At 63.2% G+C, this 17908-nt stretch carries 12 protein-coding genes and 1 rRNA gene; 2 read left to right on the forward strand and 11 right to left on the reverse strand.

Annotated elements, in window-relative coordinates; genetic code table 11:
• Positions 1-46: 46 nt before the first annotated feature.
• Together kynA and kynB are read right to left on the reverse strand one after the other, a co-directional pair.
• Positions 47-904: a tryptophan 2,3-dioxygenase gene (kynA, locus tag AO268_RS21915; RefSeq protein ID WP_032862811.1), complete on the reverse strand. Its 858-nt coding sequence runs from the start codon at positions 902-904 to the stop codon at positions 47-49.
• Positions 901-1551, reverse strand: coding sequence for an arylformamidase (kynB, locus tag AO268_RS21920; RefSeq protein WP_076962675.1), 651 nt, complete (start codon positions 1549-1551; stop codon positions 901-903). The genes kynA and kynB overlap by 4 nt, the downstream gene beginning before the upstream one ends.
• A gap of 376 nt (positions 1552-1927) precedes the next feature.
• On the opposite strand from kynB, the gene AO268_RS21925 reads away from it, so the two are divergent.
• Complete coding sequence (locus AO268_RS21925; protein ID WP_076962673.1) at positions 1928-2272, forward strand: cupin domain-containing protein; 345 nt, start codon at positions 1928-1930, stop codon at positions 2270-2272.
• A 48-nt stretch (positions 2273-2320) separates the two neighbouring features.
• Here the strand turns inward: AO268_RS21925 and mmsB are convergent, their stop codons facing one another.
• Together mmsB and AO268_RS21935 are read right to left on the reverse strand one after the other, a co-directional pair.
• Positions 2321-3208 (reverse strand): 3-hydroxyisobutyrate dehydrogenase, encoded by an 888-nt coding sequence (gene mmsB, locus AO268_RS21930; protein WP_076962672.1) that lies wholly within the window; start codon positions 3206-3208, stop codon positions 2321-2323.
• A gap of 14 nt (positions 3209-3222) precedes the next feature.
• Positions 3223-4749, reverse strand: coding sequence for a CoA-acylating methylmalonate-semialdehyde dehydrogenase (locus tag AO268_RS21935; protein ID WP_099169837.1), 1527 nt, complete (start codon positions 4747-4749; stop codon positions 3223-3225).
• 131 nt (positions 4750-4880) lie between these two features.
• Between AO268_RS21935 and AO268_RS21940 the strand changes: the two genes are divergently transcribed.
• Positions 4881-5828, forward strand: a complete 948-nt coding sequence (locus tag AO268_RS21940; protein ID WP_076962670.1) for a LysR family transcriptional regulator — start codon at positions 4881-4883, stop codon at positions 5826-5828.
• A gap of 89 nt (positions 5829-5917) precedes the next feature.
• Here AO268_RS21940 and AO268_RS21945 read toward each other — a convergent pair whose 3' ends face one another.
• The 7 genes from AO268_RS21945 to rrf form a co-directional block, all read right to left on the reverse strand.
• A complete protein-coding gene (locus AO268_RS21945; protein WP_099169838.1) occupies positions 5918-6409 on the reverse strand; it encodes an OmpA family protein in 492 nt (163 codons plus the stop codon).
• Between the two features lie 4 nt (positions 6410-6413).
• Positions 6414-7682 carry a diguanylate cyclase domain-containing protein gene (locus tag AO268_RS21950; RefSeq protein WP_076962668.1) on the reverse strand — a complete coding sequence of 423 codons (1269 nt, stop codon included), beginning with the start codon at positions 7680-7682 and terminating at the stop codon, positions 6414-6416.
• A complete protein-coding gene (locus tag AO268_RS21955; protein WP_076962667.1) occupies positions 7679-8251 on the reverse strand; it encodes a YfiR family protein in 573 nt (190 codons plus the stop codon). Before AO268_RS21955 ends, AO268_RS21950 begins: the two co-directional genes overlap by 4 nt.
• Positions 8252-8389: 138 nt before the next feature.
• Positions 8390-10438, reverse strand: coding sequence for an exodeoxyribonuclease V subunit alpha (recD, locus tag AO268_RS21960; RefSeq protein WP_099169839.1), 2049 nt, complete (start codon positions 10436-10438; stop codon positions 8390-8392).
• Positions 10435-14115 (reverse strand): exodeoxyribonuclease V subunit beta, encoded by a 3681-nt coding sequence (gene recB / locus AO268_RS21965; protein ID WP_099169840.1) that lies wholly within the window; start codon positions 14113-14115, stop codon positions 10435-10437. The genes recD and recB overlap by 4 nt, the downstream gene beginning before the upstream one ends.
• Positions 14112-17561 carry an exodeoxyribonuclease V subunit gamma gene (gene recC, locus AO268_RS21970; RefSeq protein ID WP_099169841.1) on the reverse strand — a complete coding sequence of 1150 codons (3450 nt, stop codon included), beginning with the start codon at positions 17559-17561 and terminating at the stop codon, positions 14112-14114. The genes recB and recC overlap by 4 nt, the downstream gene beginning before the upstream one ends.
• Before the next feature lie 155 nt (positions 17562-17716).
• Positions 17717-17832, reverse strand: a 5S ribosomal RNA gene (gene rrf, locus AO268_RS21975).
• Between the last annotated feature and the right edge of the window lie 76 nt (positions 17833-17908).

The following is a 17908-nucleotide window of genomic DNA, read 5'->3' on the forward strand; positions in this document are numbered from 1 at the left end:
TTCAAATCTGCCAATGAAAAAGCCCCGGAGAACCGGGGCTTTTTTATTAAAGCGTCGAACGCACCCGCCACAGCTCGGGGAACAGCACCGTGTCGAGCATCTTGCGCAAGTACCCCACACCTTCGGTGCCACCGGTGCCCGGCTGGAAGCCGATGATCCGCTCCACCGTGGTCACATGGCGGAAGCGCCATTGGCGGAACGAGTCCTCCAGGTCGATAAACTTCTCGGCCAACTGATACAGGTCCCAGTAACGGTTCGGATCGCGGTACACCTCGCGCCACGCCGCCTCCACCGATTCGTCATGCACCGTCGGCGCCGTCGGGTCGCGTTGCGCGCGCTGCGGGTCAATCGCCAGGCCCGCCTTGATCATCAGGTTGATCGCCTCGTCATACAGCGACGGCGTGGCAATCGCCACTTGCAGCTCCTTGAGCAATTCCGGGCGATGGGCGTGGGGTCGTAACAACGCCGCGCTTTTATTGCCGAGGATGAACTCGATTTCCCGGTACTGGAACGACTGGAAGCCCGACGACTGCCCCAGGTACGGGCGGATCGCCTTGTACTCCGACGGCGTCATGGTCGCCAGCACCGCCCAGGCGTGCACCAGTTGGTCGAAAATCCGCGACACCCGCGCCAGCATCTTGAACGCCGGCGCCAGCTCACCCAGGCGCACATGTTCACGGGCGGCCTTGAGTTCGTGGAGCATGAGTTTCATCCACAGCTCGGAGGTCTGGTGCTGGATGATAAACAGCATCTCGTTGTGGTCCGGCGACAGCGGGTGCTGGGCCGTGAGCACTTTGCCCAGGTCCAGGTAGTCGCCGTAGCTCATGGACTCGGAAAAATTCAGCTCGGCGTTATGCCACTCTTCAGGCGGCTGGTAATCAGGGGAAAAAGGACACTGGCTCATCGCGTGGGCTCCTTGAGCGGGCGCAGGATTGCTCGTACCGGGCTGGCATCGAGGTTGGCAAAACGCAACGGCAGCGCGATCAACTCGTAATCGCCCTGCGGCACGTCGTCGAGCACGATGCCTTCGAGAATCGCCATGCCATGCCGGGCGACGGCGTTGTGGGCATCCATGGTCTTGGACTGTTGCGGGTCCAGGGATGGCGTGTCGATGCCGATCAGGCGCACGCCGAGGCTGGCCAGCAGCTCGACCGTTTCTTTGGCAACGGCGGTGAAGTCCGCATCCCAGGTAGTCAGCGGCGCCTGTTGATAAGTGCGCAGCAGCACCCGCTCCGGCAGGTTATCCAGGCGCCCCTGCAACTGCTCGGGCTGCACCAGCGCGCCGCTGTCCAGGCAATACAGCACCCGGCACGGGCCCAGGTACACATCCAGCGAGACTTCGCCGATGGGCGCGCCGTCGGCACTGTAGTGCAACGGCGCATCGACATGGGCACCGGTGTGGGGCGACAGGGTAATGCGCCCGACGTTCACCGGGCATTCGGGGCCGAACTGCCAGACGCGTTCTTCCTGGAAGGGGGTGTCGCCCGGCCAGGTCGGGGTGGCGGTGCTCAAGGGTGGGCTGATATCCCACCACGTTTTTATTGGATTCATACGAGGCTCTCGGCTGTTTCTAAAGTGAATGATACGAGGGCCAGCGGTAAATATTCTTGCGAATTCCAGCGCGAAGGCTGATTTCTTTCGTACTTACTGCGAAGAAACGTCTGATTATTGAACAGATCCATCAGCCATCGCCGATCAAATGTGTGCGAGCTTATGTGGGAGCTGGCTTGCCTGCGATAGCATCACTGCGGTGTGACTGACACACCTCGGTGCTTGTATCGCAGGCAAGCCAGCTCCCACAGGGTTCGGTATAGGTTTGGGAAGCGTATGGCAATGCGCTTCTGGGCATCCCAGTGTCGAGTTCAGACCACAGCCATTCGGGCAAGCGCTATAGGGTTGGCCTTCACGTCCCAACCTTGGAGCCATCATGTCCCAGCCGATCACTGTACTGCGCGATACCCATCCCCTGCCGGTCCTGGATGCCTGCAAATGGCAGAAACTCGAAGGCGACCCACACACCGTCAACCTCAACGCCTACACCAGCGAAGACGGCAGCAAGATCATGGGCACCTGGATCTGCACCCCGGGCAAGTGGTACGTGGAATACGTGAAGTGGGAATACTGCCATTTCCAGGAAGGCTACTGCGTGATCACCCCGGATGGCCTGGAGCCGATCCATTTGCGCGCTGGGGATATCTTTGTGGTGGAGCCCGGTATGAAGGGCACGTGGGAAGTGGTCGAGACAGTGCGTAAGTATTTCGTGTTTGCCTGATCGAGAAAAACCCGGGAACCCGCCCGACGCGGGCTCCCGGAAAAGCCCTTACTGGGGTTTGCGATAGCTGTTGATGATCGCCGAGAAGTCCTTGCCCCCGTCCCCGCGCTGGCTCATCGCTTGATACAACTGCTGCGCCACCGCCCCCAGGATCACCGGCTGGTGCGCCTGGCGGGCCGCTTCGGTCGCCAGGCCCAGGTCCTTGAGCATCAAGTCGGCGCCAAACCCACCGGTATAGCCCCTGGATGACGGCGCGGTCTCGCTCACCCCCGGCCATGGGTTGTAGGTGTCGGAACTCCAGCAACGCCCGGTGGAGCTGTTGATGATGCCAGCCAGCACCTGGGTGTCGATGCCCAGTGCATCGCCCAGGGCCATGGCCTCGCTGACGCCGACCATGCTGATCCCCAGCAGCAGGTTGTTGCAGATCTTGGCGATCTGCCCGGTGCCGACTTCACCGCAATGCACGATGTTGCGGCCCATCTGCGCCAGCACCGGTTGCAGGGTGGCGAACAGTTCCGGGGTGGCGCCGACCATAAAGGTCAGCGTCCCGGCCTGCGCCCCGCCCGTGCCGCCAGAGACGGGGGCATCGGCCATCGCCACGCCGTGCCTGGCTGCCGCAGCCGCCACATCGCGGGCAGTCTGTGGGTCGATGGTGCTGCAATCCACCGCCGGTACGCCTTTGCCGATACCGGCGAGCACGCCGTCTTCATTCAGCCAGACGCTGCGCACATGGGCGGCAGCAGGCAGCATGGTCAACACCAGTTCGGCGCCTTCTGCTGCTGCGCGCGGTGAGGCGCTGATGGTGCCGCCCAATTCGGCCAATTCCTTGAGCACGGTCTGGTTCAGGTCGAACAGGTTCAGCGCGTGGCCAGCCTTGATCAGGTTGCGGGCCATGGGGGCGCCCATGTTGCCCAGGCCGATAAATGCAATCTTCATGCTCGTCTCCTTGATCAACGCAGGTTGATGGTGGTGTTGACGCCATCATTGACGCTGTCGTCGTCGAACCAGCGGCTGGTGACGGTTTTGGTCTGGGTGTAGAACTGCACCACTTGCTTGCCGTACGGGCCCAGGTCGCCGAGTTTCGAGCCACGGGAACCGGTGAAGCTGAAGATTGGCACTGGCACCGGGATCGGGATGTTGATGCCCACCTGGCCGACGTCGATTTCGCTCTGGAACTTGCGCGCCGCCGCACCGCTCTGGGTGAACAGGCCGGTGCCGTTGCCGAATGGGTTGGCGTTGACCAGGGCGATGGCTTCGTCGAGGGTATCGACTTCCAGCACCACCAGCACCGGGCCGAAGATTTCCTGGGTGTAGATCTGCATATCGGTGGTCACGCCCGAGAACAGGGTCGGGCCGACGAAATTGCCTTGCTCGAAGCCCGGCACCTGGATGTCGCGGCCATCCAGTTCCAGCTTGGCACCTTCTTTCACGCCGCTGGCGATCAGGTCGAGGATACGTGCCTTGGTGCGCTTGGAAATCACCGGGCCCACGTCGGTGCCGGCTTCGCTGCCGGCGTTGACTTTGAGTTTCAGCGCCAGGGCCTTGAGGTCCGGCAGCCACTGCCTGGCCGCGCCGACCAGCACCACCACCGAGGTGGCCATGCAGCGCTGACCGGCCGCACCGAAACCGGCGCCGACCAGGGCATTGAGGGTTTGCTCACGGTTGGCATCCGGCAGCACCACCGCATGGTTCTTCGCGCCCATCATCGATTGCACACGCTTGCCGTGCTTGCCCGCCAGGTCGTAGACATGGGTGCCGACAGCAGTCGAGCCAACGAAGGACACGGCCTTGATATCTTTGTGGGTGCACAGGGCATCCACCACCGCCTTGCCACCGTGGACCACGTTCAACACACCGGCTGGCACACCGGCTTCCAGCGCCAGCTCCACCAGCATCAGGGTCGACAGTGGATCCTGTTCCGACGGCTTGAGCACAAAGGTGTTACCACAGGCGATGGCCATGGGGAACATCCACAGCGGGATCATCGCCGGGAAGTTGAACGGGGTGATGCCGGCGCACACGCCGATGGGTTGGCGCAGGGTGTAGGTATCGACGCCACCGGCGACGTTCTCGGCAAACTCGCCCATTTGCAGGGTGCCGATGGAGCAAGCGTGCTCGACCACTTCCAGGCCACGGAAAATATCGCCCTCGGCATCGGCAATGGTCTTGCCTTGCTCGGCACTGAGGACGACGGCAATGCGCTTGGAGTGTTCACGGATCAGCGCTTGCAGCTTGAGCATGATGCGCATGCGCGCGCCGATCGGCGTCAGCTTCCAGGTCTGGAAGGCGCGATGGGCGGCGTCGATGGCCGCGTTGACTTCATCGGCCGTGGCGAAGGGCACACGGGCCAGGACTTGTTGGGTCGCCGGGTTGACGATGTCTTGCCACTCGGTGGTCTTGGACTCGACCCATTCACCGTTGATCAACAGTTTGGCCTGTTTCACGGTGGTATCGGCAGACGTAAGCGATGCGTTCATGGGGGTCTCCAGATCTTGTAGTTATGCAGAGAGCCAAGGCGTGAAGCGCCTTGAGGATGAGGCGTTCGGACGATTTTTGGAGTATAGATGTGCAAACTTCCAATAAGAACCCACATAAAAGCCGGTCCAACATGCAAAAAAACATCACCTCTTTAGGCTCGCTGAACTGGGACGACCTGAAGTTTTTCCTCGAAGTGGCCCGCACCCGCAAGGCCAGCGTCGCCGCCAAGCGCCTGGCGGTGGACTACACCACCGTGTCGCGGCGCATCAGTTCGCTGGAAGGCTCCCTGGGCACCCTGCTGTTCGAGAAATCCCGGACCAGCGGCTTTGTGCTGACCAACGAAGGCCAGCGCTTGCTGGGTTATGCCGAGTCCATCGAAAGCACCTTGCACATGGCCTGCGAACAAGTCTCCGGCTCCGGCGTGGCACTGTCCGGGCATGTGCGCATGGGCTGCACCGAGGGGTTTGGCAGCTTTTTCGTCACCCCGCAACTGAGCCACTTCGTCGACACCTACCCGGCGATCTCGGTCGACATCCTGCCCCTGCCCCACTTCATCAGCCTGTCCAAGCGCGAAGCCGACATTGTCATCGCCCTGGAGCGCCCGGAACACGGGCCCTACGTGTGCTGCAAACTGTGCGACTACAAGCTGCAGCTGTACGCAACCCAGGACTACCTCGACCAGCACCCGCCCATCCGCCGCCCGGCCGACCTGGCCGACCATCCGTTTATCAGCTACGTGGATGACCTGGCGTTCAGCTCAGAGCTGCTGTACCTGGCCAATGTCGTCCCGGGCGCCAGCGCCAGCCTGCGCAGCACCAGCGTGATCGCGCAGTACGTGGCGGCGCAGCAGGGGCGTTCGCTGGCGATCCTGCCGTGCTTCCTGGCCGCGCAGGATCCACGGTTGCTACCGGTGCTGGGGGAAGAGGTCACTGTGACGCGGCAGTTCTGGATGTATTGCCGAGAGGATTTACGCAAGTTGAAACGGATTACGTTGTTGTGGGATTACATCCGTGAGGTGACGGAGCAGAACCAGGGGTTGTTGATGGGGCAGACGCGGGAGATGGTGTTTGCCCAATAGCCGCCAGAACACTGGAGCAACTGTGGGAGCGACCCGACAAGCTCGCTCCCACAGTTGGGCGTATTTCAAATTTAGACCGGCCTGTCGGCTCAGTCGGCGATCACTACAATCGACACCCGACGGTTTTCGGTACGGCCCGCGGAGGTGCTGTTGGACGCCACCGGCTCGCTGCTGCCCAGGCCGCGCAGTTGCACATTCTCTTCCTTCATACCCACCGCCACCAAGACCTTGCCCACGCTTTTCGCCCGGCGCAGGGACAGTTGCTGGTTGTAGGTTTCCTTGCCCGAGGCGTCAGTGTGGCCGTCTACACGCACACGTTCGATGCCCACGCCGGTGAGGGCCTTGCCAATGCGTTCGACGATATCGGTGCTGGGCTTGTTGAGTTTTTCGACGTCGCTGCCAAACAGCACTTTGCCCGACAGGCCGAAGGCCCAGCCTTCGTCGGTCAGCTCGAAGCCTTGTTGCTTGAGCACCGCCACTTGTGCCGGGGTCAGGCCCTTGGGCGGGGCGGTTTGGCAGCCACTCAGGGTCAGCAGTGCGATAAACAAGGTGATAAAGAGAACGCGGGTGTTAGCAAACAAGGGATCAACTCCTGTGTTGAACATTGGCAGCGGGGTGCTCCGACTCCGCCGTGTGCTGGCCGCCCTGGGAAAGGCGTTTGGCCTGGTACATCGCCGCATCGGCGGCATTGAGCAAGGCGCCGGGAGTGGTGCCATGATCGGGATAAACCGCAATACCGATACTGAGTGAGGTCAACACTTGGGTGTTGCCCGGCAGCGGAATGGGTTGGTCCATGCTGGCGATGATTTTTTCGGCGATGCGCTGGGCATCTTCGAGCTTGTGCAGGGGCGAAAGCAGGATGGCGAACTCATCGCCGCCCAGGCGCGCCACCAGGTCGCTCTCGCGCAGTTGCGCCCGTATGCGCGCGGCGACGGCCACCAATACCGCGTCACCGGCGGCGTGCCCGAAGTTGTCGTTGATGTCTTTGAAGCGGTCGCTGTCGAGAAACAGCACCGCCACCCGCTCGTTGAGCTTGGCCGCGCTGCGCAAGGCACGGATCAGGCGGCCCTCGAAGAAGGCGCGGTTGGGCAGCCCGGTCAGGCTGTCATGGCTGGCCTGGTGAGCGAGGGTTTCGTTTTCGCTTTGCAGGTGGGTTTGCCAGGCTTCCAACTCATCGAGCAAGGCATTGAAGTCATTGCCCAGGTTATCGAGTTCGGCAATCTGTGCCGGCGGCACGCGGCGGTCGAAGGCCCGCTCGCTGCGCGCGGCGTGGGCAACATCGGCCAGGCGGTGCAACGGGCCGGTGATACCGCGCAACATGCGCCGCGCCAGGTAAATCGCCACCCAGCCACTGATGGCCGTACACACAACGATCCCCGCCAGGCCGCTGAGCAAAAAGCGCAACAGGCTACCGCCGTGGCCACTCAGCTCGACGGTGCCAATCTTCTTGCCTTGATGCAGGATCGCTTGGCTGATGGGTTCTTCCAGCAGCGTGTGGGCCAGTTCCAGCTCCACCTGGGACAGCATCCCGGTTTCCGGGCGCACCCAGTGGGCCAGGGTGTTGCCATTGAGGTCCAGCACCCGGGCTTCGGCCACTTCTTCGGTGGTGGCGATCAGCGCCAGGGCTTCGGTGGCCGCCACGCGGTCGTTGAATACCACCGCGGCTTCCACGGTGTAGTTGATCGAGCGGGCGATCAGGTGCAGGTTGTGGTCGGCATAGACCCGCAGGGCCAACACCCCCAGCAGGGTCAGGGACACACTGGCCATGGCAACCGCCACCAGCGCCACACTCAGGTGCCCGCGACCGAGGACTGAACGTAATGTGGGGCGGCTTGTGGCGTTACGCAGCTTCATGACTCCGGCGCCCGACGACGGGATAGCTGCAGGACGCTGGGATGAATGCGCACACCGCTGCGGGCCACGGAATCGAGGTTGACCTCGAACGACACCTGCTCATCGCTGACCCGCAGGCAGAACAGACTGCCCACGGTGCATTGGTCACCGCCTTCGCTGATGCTCAACACCGGATGGCCGATCAACGAGGTAAACAAGTGGCTGCGTTCTTCAGGGCTGAGCTTGCCGATATACAGCGCGTCGCAGGCGTTGACGATATTGGGGTTGTCCGCCAGCAGGCGCTGGACCACCACCGGTCGGCCCGTGGCCTGTGTGGTGCCTTTGACCAGGTCGTCGGTGTATTGGGTCGGGCCAACGATGCACAAACGCAGTTGGGCGGGTTCCACCGGCCAACGGGCGTAGCTGAGAATCCCCAGCACCACTTGGGTCACTGCCTGGGCCCGTTGGTCAGCCGCACTGGCAACGGACGCCTGGGCAAAAGCCAAAGGCGTGACGAGGCACAGAACGGCCAACAGCAGCATTCGTCTCCAGCTCCAACTACGCTCTGCGGGCGAGACAGCCACGTTCATGCAGCAATTCTCTTTGATCTTCTCGGGATGATGCCGCAACGATAGCATATTGGCGGAAAACCCAGCGACACGGGGCCTAGGTAGATTGCGCCATTTACCAATAAAATCCGACAGTTCGGTCAGGTTTTGCCTGCGCCCTTATGCCCCTAGCGCCAACATCAGCCCGCTCAATCGTTTCACCTTGCGCCGCACCGCTTCCTCGAAAACCCCACCACGGGTTTCGATCAAACTGAAGCGATCCTTGGCCCGGGTGATTCCGGTGTAAATCAGCTCCTTGGTCAGTACCGGGTTCAGCGCATCCGGCAGGATCAGGGCCGTGTGGGCGAACTCCGAGCCTTGGGATTTGTGCACGGTCATGGCGTAGACGGTTTCCACATCATTGAGGCGGCTGGGCAACACAAAGCGCACGCCGCCCTGGCCATCGTTGCGCGGGAAGGCAACGCGCAACACCTGCGGCCCACCGTCACTTTCGGGCAGCTTCAAGGCAATTCCGATGTCGCCGTTCATCAAGCCCAGGCCGTAGTCGTTGCGGGTCATCAGTACCGGACGGCCTTCGTACCATTGCTGGTCGCTGTCGATCAGCCGCGCCTTGAGCAACGCCGCCGTGATGCGCTGGTTGAGGCCCTCCACACCCCAGGGCCCCTTGCGCACCGCGCACAGCAACTGGAAGGCATCGAAGGCTTGCAACAACTGACGCGCCCAGTCAGTCCAGCGCGGGTCGTCGCGTGGTGTCTCGGCCGTCGGGCGCGAGGTGCGCAGCAGGTTCAGGTAGTAGCGATAGCCCTGGGCGTCGCCGCCCTGCCCGTCCAGCACCAGGCGCTCCAGGGCGCGGTCATGCTCGCCCTTGAGGCGCAGGCAAAACAGGTCGTGGCTGCCGGCGTCCAGCCGTTGGCGGGCCTGCTCGGGGTTTTGCTGGTTGACCCAGCGCGCCAGTTGGCCGATGCCACTGCCTTCGCCGAAGCGCCGGGAGTAACGCAGCATGACCACTTGTTGCGCCAGCGGATGACTGGCGTCGAGGTCTTCCTGCAGGCCGCTGCCCGCCAGGGTCTCGCCGCTGACACGTTCCAGCCATTGGCGCGTGTCGGGGCTGTACCAGCCAGCCTCGGCATCGCGACACAAATCGCCGAGCACCGCGCCGGCTTCCACCGAGGCCAATTGGTCCTTGTCCCCCAGCAGTACCAGGCGTGCATGGGGCGGCAAGGCATCCAGCAGGTTGGCCATCATTTCCAGGTCGATCATCGAGGCTTCATCCACCACCAGCACATCCAGCGGCAACAGGTTGCCCGCGTGATGGCGAAAATGCCGAGTACCGGGACGGCTGCCCAACAGACGGTGCACGGTGGTGACCTCGGTGGGGATTTTTTCGCGCACGGCCTCGGGCACTTGCAGCGAGCGCACTTGCTGGCTGATGGACTCGGTCAAGCGCGCCGCCGCCTTGCCGGTGGGCGCTGCCAGGCGGATGCGCAACACCGTACCCTGCTCCACCGCAGGTGCTTGCAGCAATGCCAGCAGGCGTACCACGGTGGTGGTCTTGCCGGTGCCGGGGCCGCCGGTGACGATGCTGAACGCCCCCCGCGTGGCCAGGGCACAGGCGAGTTTCTGCCAGTCGACCACGCCATCCGGTGGCGGCTGCTGGAACAGGCCATTCAAACGCTGGGGCAGGTCTGCCGAGACCGCTTCCTGCACGGCAAGACGCTGACGCAAGGCGCTGTCGATGCGCCGCTCATAGGTCCAGTAGCGGCGCAGATACAAGCGCTTGCCCGACAACACCAGCGGCCGGCTGTGTGCCGTCTCACTGCCATCGCCAGCCAGCGCCACCAGCGTGCTCGCCGCCAGGGCGTGGCACCAGTGCGCACCGTCCAGGCCATCGAGCAGTTGCGAAGGCAGCAGCATCGCGCCACTGGAAAGATCCCCTTCAGGGGGCAACGACAGGGCAAAATCCGGGGCGTTCAGGGTCTCGAACACGTCCAGACACACGTGGCCGTGGCCCAGTTGGTGGCTGGTCAGGGCGGCGGCCAGCAGCACCAGGGGATCGGCCTGTGGGTCGAGCTCATGCAGAAAGCCCACGAACGCCTTGTCCAGCGCCCGCAGCCAGCCGCGCTCGACCCAGCGTGCCAGCAGGTGCATCAGGTCGTCAGCGTGTGCCAGCGGTGCCAGTGCCTCCAGCGGCAGCGTCGAGAGGCTCATAGCAGGACTCCTTGTTCCCAGGCCGGTTCGACCTTGGGCGGTTGCGGCTTGCCCTGGAACAACAGGTCCAGGCGTTCGATCAGTTCCCGTGGCGGCCGGGTGAAATACGCGCCCTGGCTCACGGCTTGGCCCCCGCGCAGGAACAGGTAGAGGGCGCCGCCCACATGCCGGTCGTAATCGTAATCAGGCAGCCGCGCCTTGAGCTGGCGATGCAGGGCCAGCAGGTAGAGGACGTATTGCAGGTCATAGCGATGGTCGAGCATCGACTGTTCCATGGCCTCGCGGGTGTAGGCCGCGTCGTCGGCGCCGAGCCAGTTGGATTTGTAGTCGGCCACGTAGTAGCGGCCGTCATGTTCAAACGTCAGGTCGATAAAGCCCTTGAACATACCGTTGAGCAACACCGGCTCGGCGGCGACCCGCGACACGCCGGCGTGGGTGTATTGGCAGACCAGTTGGTCGAGGACGAGCACATCGACGGTGTGGCTGGCGAACCAGAACTCCATTTCGATCTGATACTGCTGCAGCTCGCTCAGGGTCGCCGCTGCCTGCCCATGGCCCAGGTCCAGTGGCACTTGCAGCAGGTGCCCGAGCCAGCCGCTGAGGGTGCCGATCCAGCCTTCCCAGCCGCGTCGGTTGCAGCGCCGAGCAACGGCGTCTTCGATGGCTTCGGGGCTCACGTTGAAGCCTTCGTTGCCGGCCCACTCCAGCAGGCCGTGGAGAAAGGTCCCGGGGTTGGGCCCCCGTGGGAAACGGTGGATATCGCCGCCAGACGCGGCGACTTCGCGCGGTGCATCCGGGTCCAGGCGTTCGTCGTCGAACAGCTTCTGTGCTTGTGGGCTTTCCGGGGCTTCCAGGTTGGCGGCGCTCATGCTTTCGCCGATGCGCAGGGCGCTGTAGGAAGCAATCCACCAGTTTTCCGCCGCCTTGCGCTTAGGCAGGAGCGGCGCGAGCAAGGTCGCGTCATTGCGCGGTGGCTGGTAAGTGTTGCTGTCGGCTTGGGGCATTTGCCCGTAGGCAATTGCCGCGCAGCCGTCCTGCACATCCATCAGCCAGCGGGCCAGGGCTGCGGACTCACCCAGGGGCGCGCCGCCGCCCAGCAGATAGCCCAGGGCCGAGAGGTGCAGCACCGAACTGTTGTTATTGCCGCGCTTGAGGTCGGCCACGCCGAGCCAACAGGCATGTTTGGCCCGGGTCAGCGCCACGTAGAACAGACGCAGGTCTTCGGCCAGGCGCTCGTTATCGGCCTGGGCGATCAGTTCGGCGGTGGGTTTGAGGCTGACCTGGGACTTGCCGTTGGCATCGTGGTAATGCAGCGGCAGGCGGCTGCCGTCGACCGGCTTGGCCGAGCAGATAAACGGCAGGAAAACCAGGTCGTATTCCAGGCCCTTGGACTTGTGGATGGTCACCACCTTGACCAGTTGTTCATCGCTTTCCAGGCGCAGGATCTGTTCTTCGCCGGCCTGGCCCGAGAGCGCCAGGTGCTCTGCAAGATGGCGGATCAGCGCTTGTTCGCCGTCCAGTTCTGCAGCGGCCTGTTGCAGCAATTCGCACAGGTGCAGCAGGTTGGTCAGCACCCGTTCGCCATCGCTGCGGGCGATCAGGGTTTGCGGCAACTTGAAGTCATGCAGCAGGCGCCGCAGCATCGGCAACACGCCCTGGGTGCGCCAGATCACGCGGTAGTCGCGGAACTGCATGACGCGCTGCTCCCAGGCCAGTTCGTCCTGGTTCAGTTGCTCCAGCTGGGGCAGCGACAAGTTAAGGGTGACGCAGGCCAGGGCCGCGCGTAGCGGGCGCTCGACATCCGGTTCGGCGCAGGCCTTGAGCCAGGCGAGCAGGTCGTGGGCTTCCTGGGAGGCGAACACCGAATCCTTATCGGACAGGTACACACTGCGCACACCGCGCGCGGCCAGTTCGCCGCGTACGGCCTGGGCTTCCTTGCCGTCACGCACAAGGATGGCGATGTTCGACGGTTGCACGGGGGTAAAGTCCGTCCCCTTGATAAACCCCGCCGTGCCCTGCTGGCCACCATTGAGCAACGCGACAATCTGGCTGGCGCACGCGCCGGCCAGTTGCTGGCGATACAGCACATTGGAGATCGGCTGGTCAGTGGCCAGGTGCCAGATATTCAAGGCCGGCAGTGTATGGCCATCGACCTGCAACTGCTCTTTGCGGCCCTGGGACGAGACCGGTAGGAAAGGCACCGGGTTGTCACCGTCGGGCGTACGAAACAGAAACGCCCCACGCCCGGTTTCCGCACGCTCGAACACATGGTTGACCGCCTCGACCATGGCATGGCTGGAGCGAAAGTTGGTGCCCAGGGTATGCAAGCGCCCGGCGGTGGCCTGGCGGGCGCGCAAGTAGGTGTAGATATCGGCGCCGCGAAACGCGTAGATCGCCTGCTTGGGGTCGCCGATCAGGAACAGGCCGCTGTGCGGGTTGTTGTCTTCGATGCGGTAGATGCTTTCGAAGATCCGGTACTGCACTGGGTCGGTGTCCTGGAATTCGTCGATCAGGGCCACCGGGAATTGCTCGCGGATCACACTGGCCAGGCGCTCGCCCCCCTCGGCTTGCAGGGCGGCGTCCAGGCGGATGAGCATGTCGTCAAAACCCATCTCGGCGCGCCGGCGCTTCTCTTCCTCAAAACGTTTACCGACCCAGGCGGCCGCGTGTTGCAGCACCGCCGCGTCGGGCGTGGGCAAGGCGTCGAGGCTGGCTTTGAGGCCCGCCATGGCATCCAGGCCGGGGTGATGGGGTGCATCGCCCTTCCAGGCTTCAGCCATGCCATCGGGGGTCAGGCGCGTGAAGCCGGTGCCGATATCCAGTTGCTCCAGGGTTTCGTCGGCAGCCCAGGCGCTGATTTTCTCGAACCAGGGCTCGAAATAACGGGCCTGCATCTTGCGCCCGTCCACCGCCTTGGCGGCGACGGCTTGCAGGCAGATTTCGCGCAACTCGGCGGCCCATTCCTGCCAAGGAGCCTTGAGCGCCACCAGGGCTTCGCGGCGTTCGTGCAGGCAGGTCTCGATCAGTTCGGCAGGCTCGCGGGGGTCATCACTGGGGCGCTCGCTGCCGAACAACGCGCGCACCCGGGGCATCAGCGCCGCAGGGCCGCCCCAGTTGGCGCGGACCCAGTTCAGGGCATCGCCGTGCATCGGGTAGCAGAACAGCCGCCAGTAGTCGCGCAGCACTTCGCCGAGCAGGTCGCTGTGGTCGGTTTCCAGGGTCTGGGTAAACAGGCTGCCACTGTCGAAGGCGTGTTCGCGCAGCATGCGCTGGCACCAACTGTGGATGGTCGAGACGGCGGCCTCGTCCATCCATTGCGCGGCGATGTCGAGACGGTTGGCGCAGCCTGGCCATTGCTCGGCGCTGTAGTGATCGCGCAGCTCGGCAATCAAGGCGTCGGGCTGTTCGATCTCGTCACGAAAGAAGCGCGCCGCCTGTGCCAGGCGGGTGCGGATGCGTTCGCGCAGCTCTTTGGTGGCGGCATCGGTGAAGGTCACCACGAGGATTTGCGGCGGCAGTAACTCGCGGCCAAAACCCGCCTCATCGCCACCATGGCCCAGGACCAGGCGCAGGTACAACGCGGAGATGGTGAAAGTCTTGCCGGTGCCAGCACTGGCTTCGATCAGTTGGCTGCCACGCAGGGGGAAGGCCAGGGCCAGGGGTTTGATGGCACTCATGGGCGGGCCTCCTCGCTGGTCAGTGATCGCCAGGGGGCGCTGATCAAGGGTCGATACAGGGTTTCGCACCAGCCTTCAAACTCTTCGCTGGCGACCAGGGCCGCATAGTCGGGGAACTGTCGGGTGAGGGCCGGGCTTTCGCGGCGCTCGCCATCGCTGGTGATGCCATCGCCTTCGTAGGCTTTAAGCGCGGCGGCCTGGGCTTTGTCCGGGTCAGTCTGGCCGAGCCAGGCGAAGGCGGTCTTGACCGCGATCGGTAGCGGTTCGCTCATACCTGTTTTCCAGGCCAGGAGCAGATTGCCGAGTACATCCTGGGCAAGGTTTTGCGCCAGTGGCGCCAGCAGGAGTGTGTCATCGCTGGCCACCAGGCCGGTGCTCAGGGGCAGGCCACAGGCACAGGCCACCAGATGATTGACCCATGGGCGGATCAGGCGATGCCACTTGCGGGTCTTGATCGAGCCGATGCTGTTGGGGATGGTGGTCACACTGAGCAAGCCGCCATCACTGCGCCGGTGCAAGCCGCTGACCCAGCCATCGAGCTCAATGCCCTGGTGCGCGAAACTGACGGGTTCCGCCGTGTTGTGTGGCGTAGGCCAAAGCGCCAGGAGTTGCTGGTAGCGTTGCAGCAAGTCGGGCAAGGGTTCGATCAGTTCATTGCGCAGGCATTCGCCGAAGCCGACCATGGGCAGCAGGCCACTCCCTTGCAGCCGTTGCGCCTGGGCCTCCAGGGCTTGCTCCAGATGATCCGGGTCGGTCAACGCGGCGGCGAGCAGGCTGTCGCTCAAGGTGTAGCGCTGCAAGGCGTCGAGGACGAAGGGTTCCTCATCGGCCAGGGGCACTTCGGCAGCCTCGAAAAACACTTTGAGGCGCTGACTGAAGAAATGCCTGACGGGGTTGCGCAAAAAATCCTGCAATTGGCCCAGACTCAGGGGGTCTTCCTGGATGTAGGCTGCCAGGCCGGTTGTTTCGCGGACCTCGTCCTGGCCTGCGTGCAATAGCTGCCATTCGCGGGCATAGCTGAACAGTGGATCGCCCGCGTGGAAGTAGCGTGCACTGAAGGGTTGCAGCGGGTGCTCCTGGGTCATCGCCTCCAGCAGCGGTTGCTCCTGGGCATGCTGCCAGCCACTGGCGAGGTGGTCGCGCAACTGGCCGATCAGCACCGACGCCGGGCGCTCGCTGTTATCGCGGATGCTGCGGCCAACCCAACTGATGTAGAGCTGGTCGCGTGCAGACAGCAGGGCCTCCAGCAGCAGGTATCGGTCGTCTTCACGTCGGGAGCGGTCGCCGGGACGGTAGTCGCTGCCCATCAAGTCGAAATCCAACGGCGGTTGCGCGCGCGGATAGTCGCCGTCGTTCATGCCCAGCAGGCATACCAGCTTGAAGGGAATGGCGCGCATCGGCATCAGGGTGCAGAAGTTCACGGCACCGGCCAGGAAACGCTGGGACAGGCGGCCCTGGTCGAGGCCGGCAAGCCAGGCCTCACGGACGACGGTCAGCGGTAATTCGTCGTACAGGCCAACAGACTCGCAGGTTTCCAGCCAGTCTTCCCGCAGTTGCTCCAACTGGCCCAGCAGATAGTCATCGTGTTCATTGCTGGGCAGGAAGAAGCGCTGCATCAGGTCTTGCAGGCGTGCGCCCCAGGCTTGTGGGGTTGCGGGTTGTGACAGGGCTTGATGTGCAGCGTGCAGTGCGTCAAGCAAGGCGACCAGTGGGCCAATCAGCGCGGCGTCGAGGCCGCCGATTTCGTCATAGGGTTCAATGCCATCGCAGGCTGCGCCACTGCCGACGGCATAGCCCAGCAACATGCGGCGCAGGCCGAATCGCCAGCTGTTCTGTTCCAGCGCACTGGGCAGGCCCAGGCCGGCGCGCTGCTCGGCATTGAGCCCCCAACGGATGCCCGCACCTTCTATCCAGCGGTGCAGGGTGGGCAGGTCGCGCTCCTGGATGGCGAAGCGTTCGCGCAGGGCGGGAACGTCCAGCAAGTCGAGGATTTCGCTGACAGGGAAACGGCTGTCCGGGAGTTTCAGCAGATGCTCGACGGCGATCAACAGTGGGTCGCGGCCCCGTTGGCCCTGGTCCGTCAGGGTGAAGGGGATGAAGCGTGGGTCTTTTTTATCCAACTGGCCGAAGACTGCGCGGATATGCGGTGCATAGCTGTCAACGTCGGGGACCATGACGATAACGTCGCGAGGGCGCAACGTGGGGTCCGCGCTGAAGCGCTGGAGCAGTTGGTCGTGGAGGATTTCCACTTCGCGCTGGGCGCTGTGGGCGATGTGGAAGCGGATCGAGGTGTCGTGCTGCAGATCGACGGCAGGCCAGCGTTCACGGGTTTCCGGGAGCGGGCGCAGTTCGAGGATGTCGTCCTGTAACTGGTTGAGGATGGTGGTCGGTTCGCTGTCGCTGAACAGGTCGATGCGCCCGTCGCGGAAGGCCGAACGGTAGCTGTTGGGGTCGTCGTAGCTGTCCAGCAGGTTGATGTAGTCGCGGCCTTGCTTGCCCCAGGCGGCCAGCAAGGGGTGGGCGTGCTGGTGCAGGGTTTGCGGGTCGATGGTGACGGGCATTCCGGTTTTGCGCGCCTGGCGTTTGTATTCGTTTCGCAGGAGGTCTTTGTCGGCAACGATGTCAGACCAATGGTGACGGCAAGGGTTGTGTACACAGAGCAACACCTGGCTGAAACGGGCCAGGCCGGCCAGCGCTTCCAGGGCTTGGGCGGGCAAGGAAGAAATGCCAAACACAATGACTCGGGACGGCAGGCCTTGCGGGGCGGTGTCCAGGTTATTGATACGCTCGATAAAACGCTGGTGGACCCCGGCACGGCTCTGCGCCATGCCTTGCTCGCCAACGTCCAGCAGCAACGCCCGCCATAACTCGGCCTGCCAGCAGTTGGCCGGGCTCAGGGGCTTGGCTTCGCCTCGGCCATTGCGCAGTTGGTGGCGACCAGCGGCCCAGTCTTCCAGCCAGTCCGCACGGTAGACCTGATATTGGTCGAACAGGTCGGCCAGGCGTTCCGCCAGTTGGTAGCGCTTACGCAGGTCAGTGTCGTGGGTGAGGAAACGTTGCAGGGGCTCGAAGTGCGGCTGGTCGATCAGCTCGGGCAGCAGGCGCATTAATCGCCAGGTCAGCGGGGCCTTGTCCAGCAGGGACTTGACCGGGATTTCGTCGCGGCCCAGGACCATGCGATAGAGCTGCCACATAAAGCTGCCGGGCAGTTGCACGTCGATTGCTGCGGCGATACCGCAGCCCCCCATGTCGTCCTCTTCCGGGTCTTCGGCAAGGGCCAGCTTGAGCCATTGCGCGATGCCGTTGCTTTGCACCAGGGCGATTTCGTTTTCCAGGGGAGCCAGCGGATAACGACGCATCCAACTGACAACCAGGCTGCGCAGTTCATCCAGGCGATTGCCGTGGACGACCATGAATCCAGCGCTGAGGGACGTTGCATCCGGCATAACGGCTTCCTTGGGAAAAGCAAAATCGAGGGAGGGACTTTAGCATTGAAGGGCGTGATGGGCAGAGTTGGACTATGTGCCAAATCACCTCAGTACTTTTCGACCGCCCAAAACAAAACCCCAACTGCTTTCGCAATTGGGGTTTCGGAATTTAATCTTGACGATGACCTACTCTCACATGGGGAAACCCCACACTACCATCGGCGATGCATCGTTTCACTACTGAGTTCGGGATGGGATCAGGTGGTTCCAATGCTCTATGGTCGTCAAGAAATTCGGGTACTGAGTCGTGGCAAATGCCTCGCTTCAGCAAATTGGGTATGTGACAGCTTTCGGTGTTTTGTGAG

This window comes from Pseudomonas sp. ICMP 8385 (assembly GCF_002699915.1).
Taxonomy (GTDB): domain Bacteria; phylum Pseudomonadota; class Gammaproteobacteria; order Pseudomonadales; family Pseudomonadaceae; genus Aquipseudomonas; species Aquipseudomonas gessardii.

Excerpts from the sequence above, each read along its gene's own strand:
- AO268_RS21935 (WP_099169837.1), bottom strand. The coding sequence starts at position 4,749 with ATGAACGCATCGCTTACGTCTGCCGATACCACCGTGAAACAGGCCAAA.
- kynA (WP_032862811.1), bottom strand. The coding sequence starts at position 904 with ATGAGCCAGTGTCCTTTTTCCCCTGATTACCAGCCGCCTGAAGAGTGG.
- recD (WP_099169839.1), bottom strand. The coding sequence starts at position 10,438 with ATGAGCCTCTCGACGCTGCCGCTGGAGGCACTGGCACCGCTGGCACAC.
- AO268_RS21955 (WP_076962667.1), bottom strand. The coding sequence starts at position 8,251 with ATGAACGTGGCTGTCTCGCCCGCAGAGCGTAGTTGGAGCTGGAGACGA.
- AO268_RS21940 (WP_076962670.1), top strand. The coding sequence starts at position 4,881 with ATGCAAAAAAACATCACCTCTTTAGGCTCGCTGAACTGGGACGACCTG.
- recC (WP_099169841.1), bottom strand. The coding sequence starts at position 17,561 with ATGCCGGATGCAACGTCCCTCAGCGCTGGATTCATGGTCGTCCACGGC.
- recB (WP_099169840.1), bottom strand. The coding sequence starts at position 14,115 with ATGAGTGCCATCAAACCCCTGGCCCTGGCCTTCCCCCTGCGTGGCAGC.
- AO268_RS21950 (WP_076962668.1), bottom strand. The coding sequence starts at position 7,682 with ATGAAGCTGCGTAACGCCACAAGCCGCCCCACATTACGTTCAGTCCTC.
- kynB (WP_076962675.1), bottom strand. The coding sequence starts at position 1,551 with ATGAATCCAATAAAAACGTGGTGGGATATCAGCCCACCCTTGAGCACC.
- AO268_RS21925 (WP_076962673.1), top strand. The coding sequence starts at position 1,928 with ATGTCCCAGCCGATCACTGTACTGCGCGATACCCATCCCCTGCCGGTC.
- mmsB (WP_076962672.1), bottom strand. The coding sequence starts at position 3,208 with ATGAAGATTGCATTTATCGGCCTGGGCAACATGGGCGCCCCCATGGCC.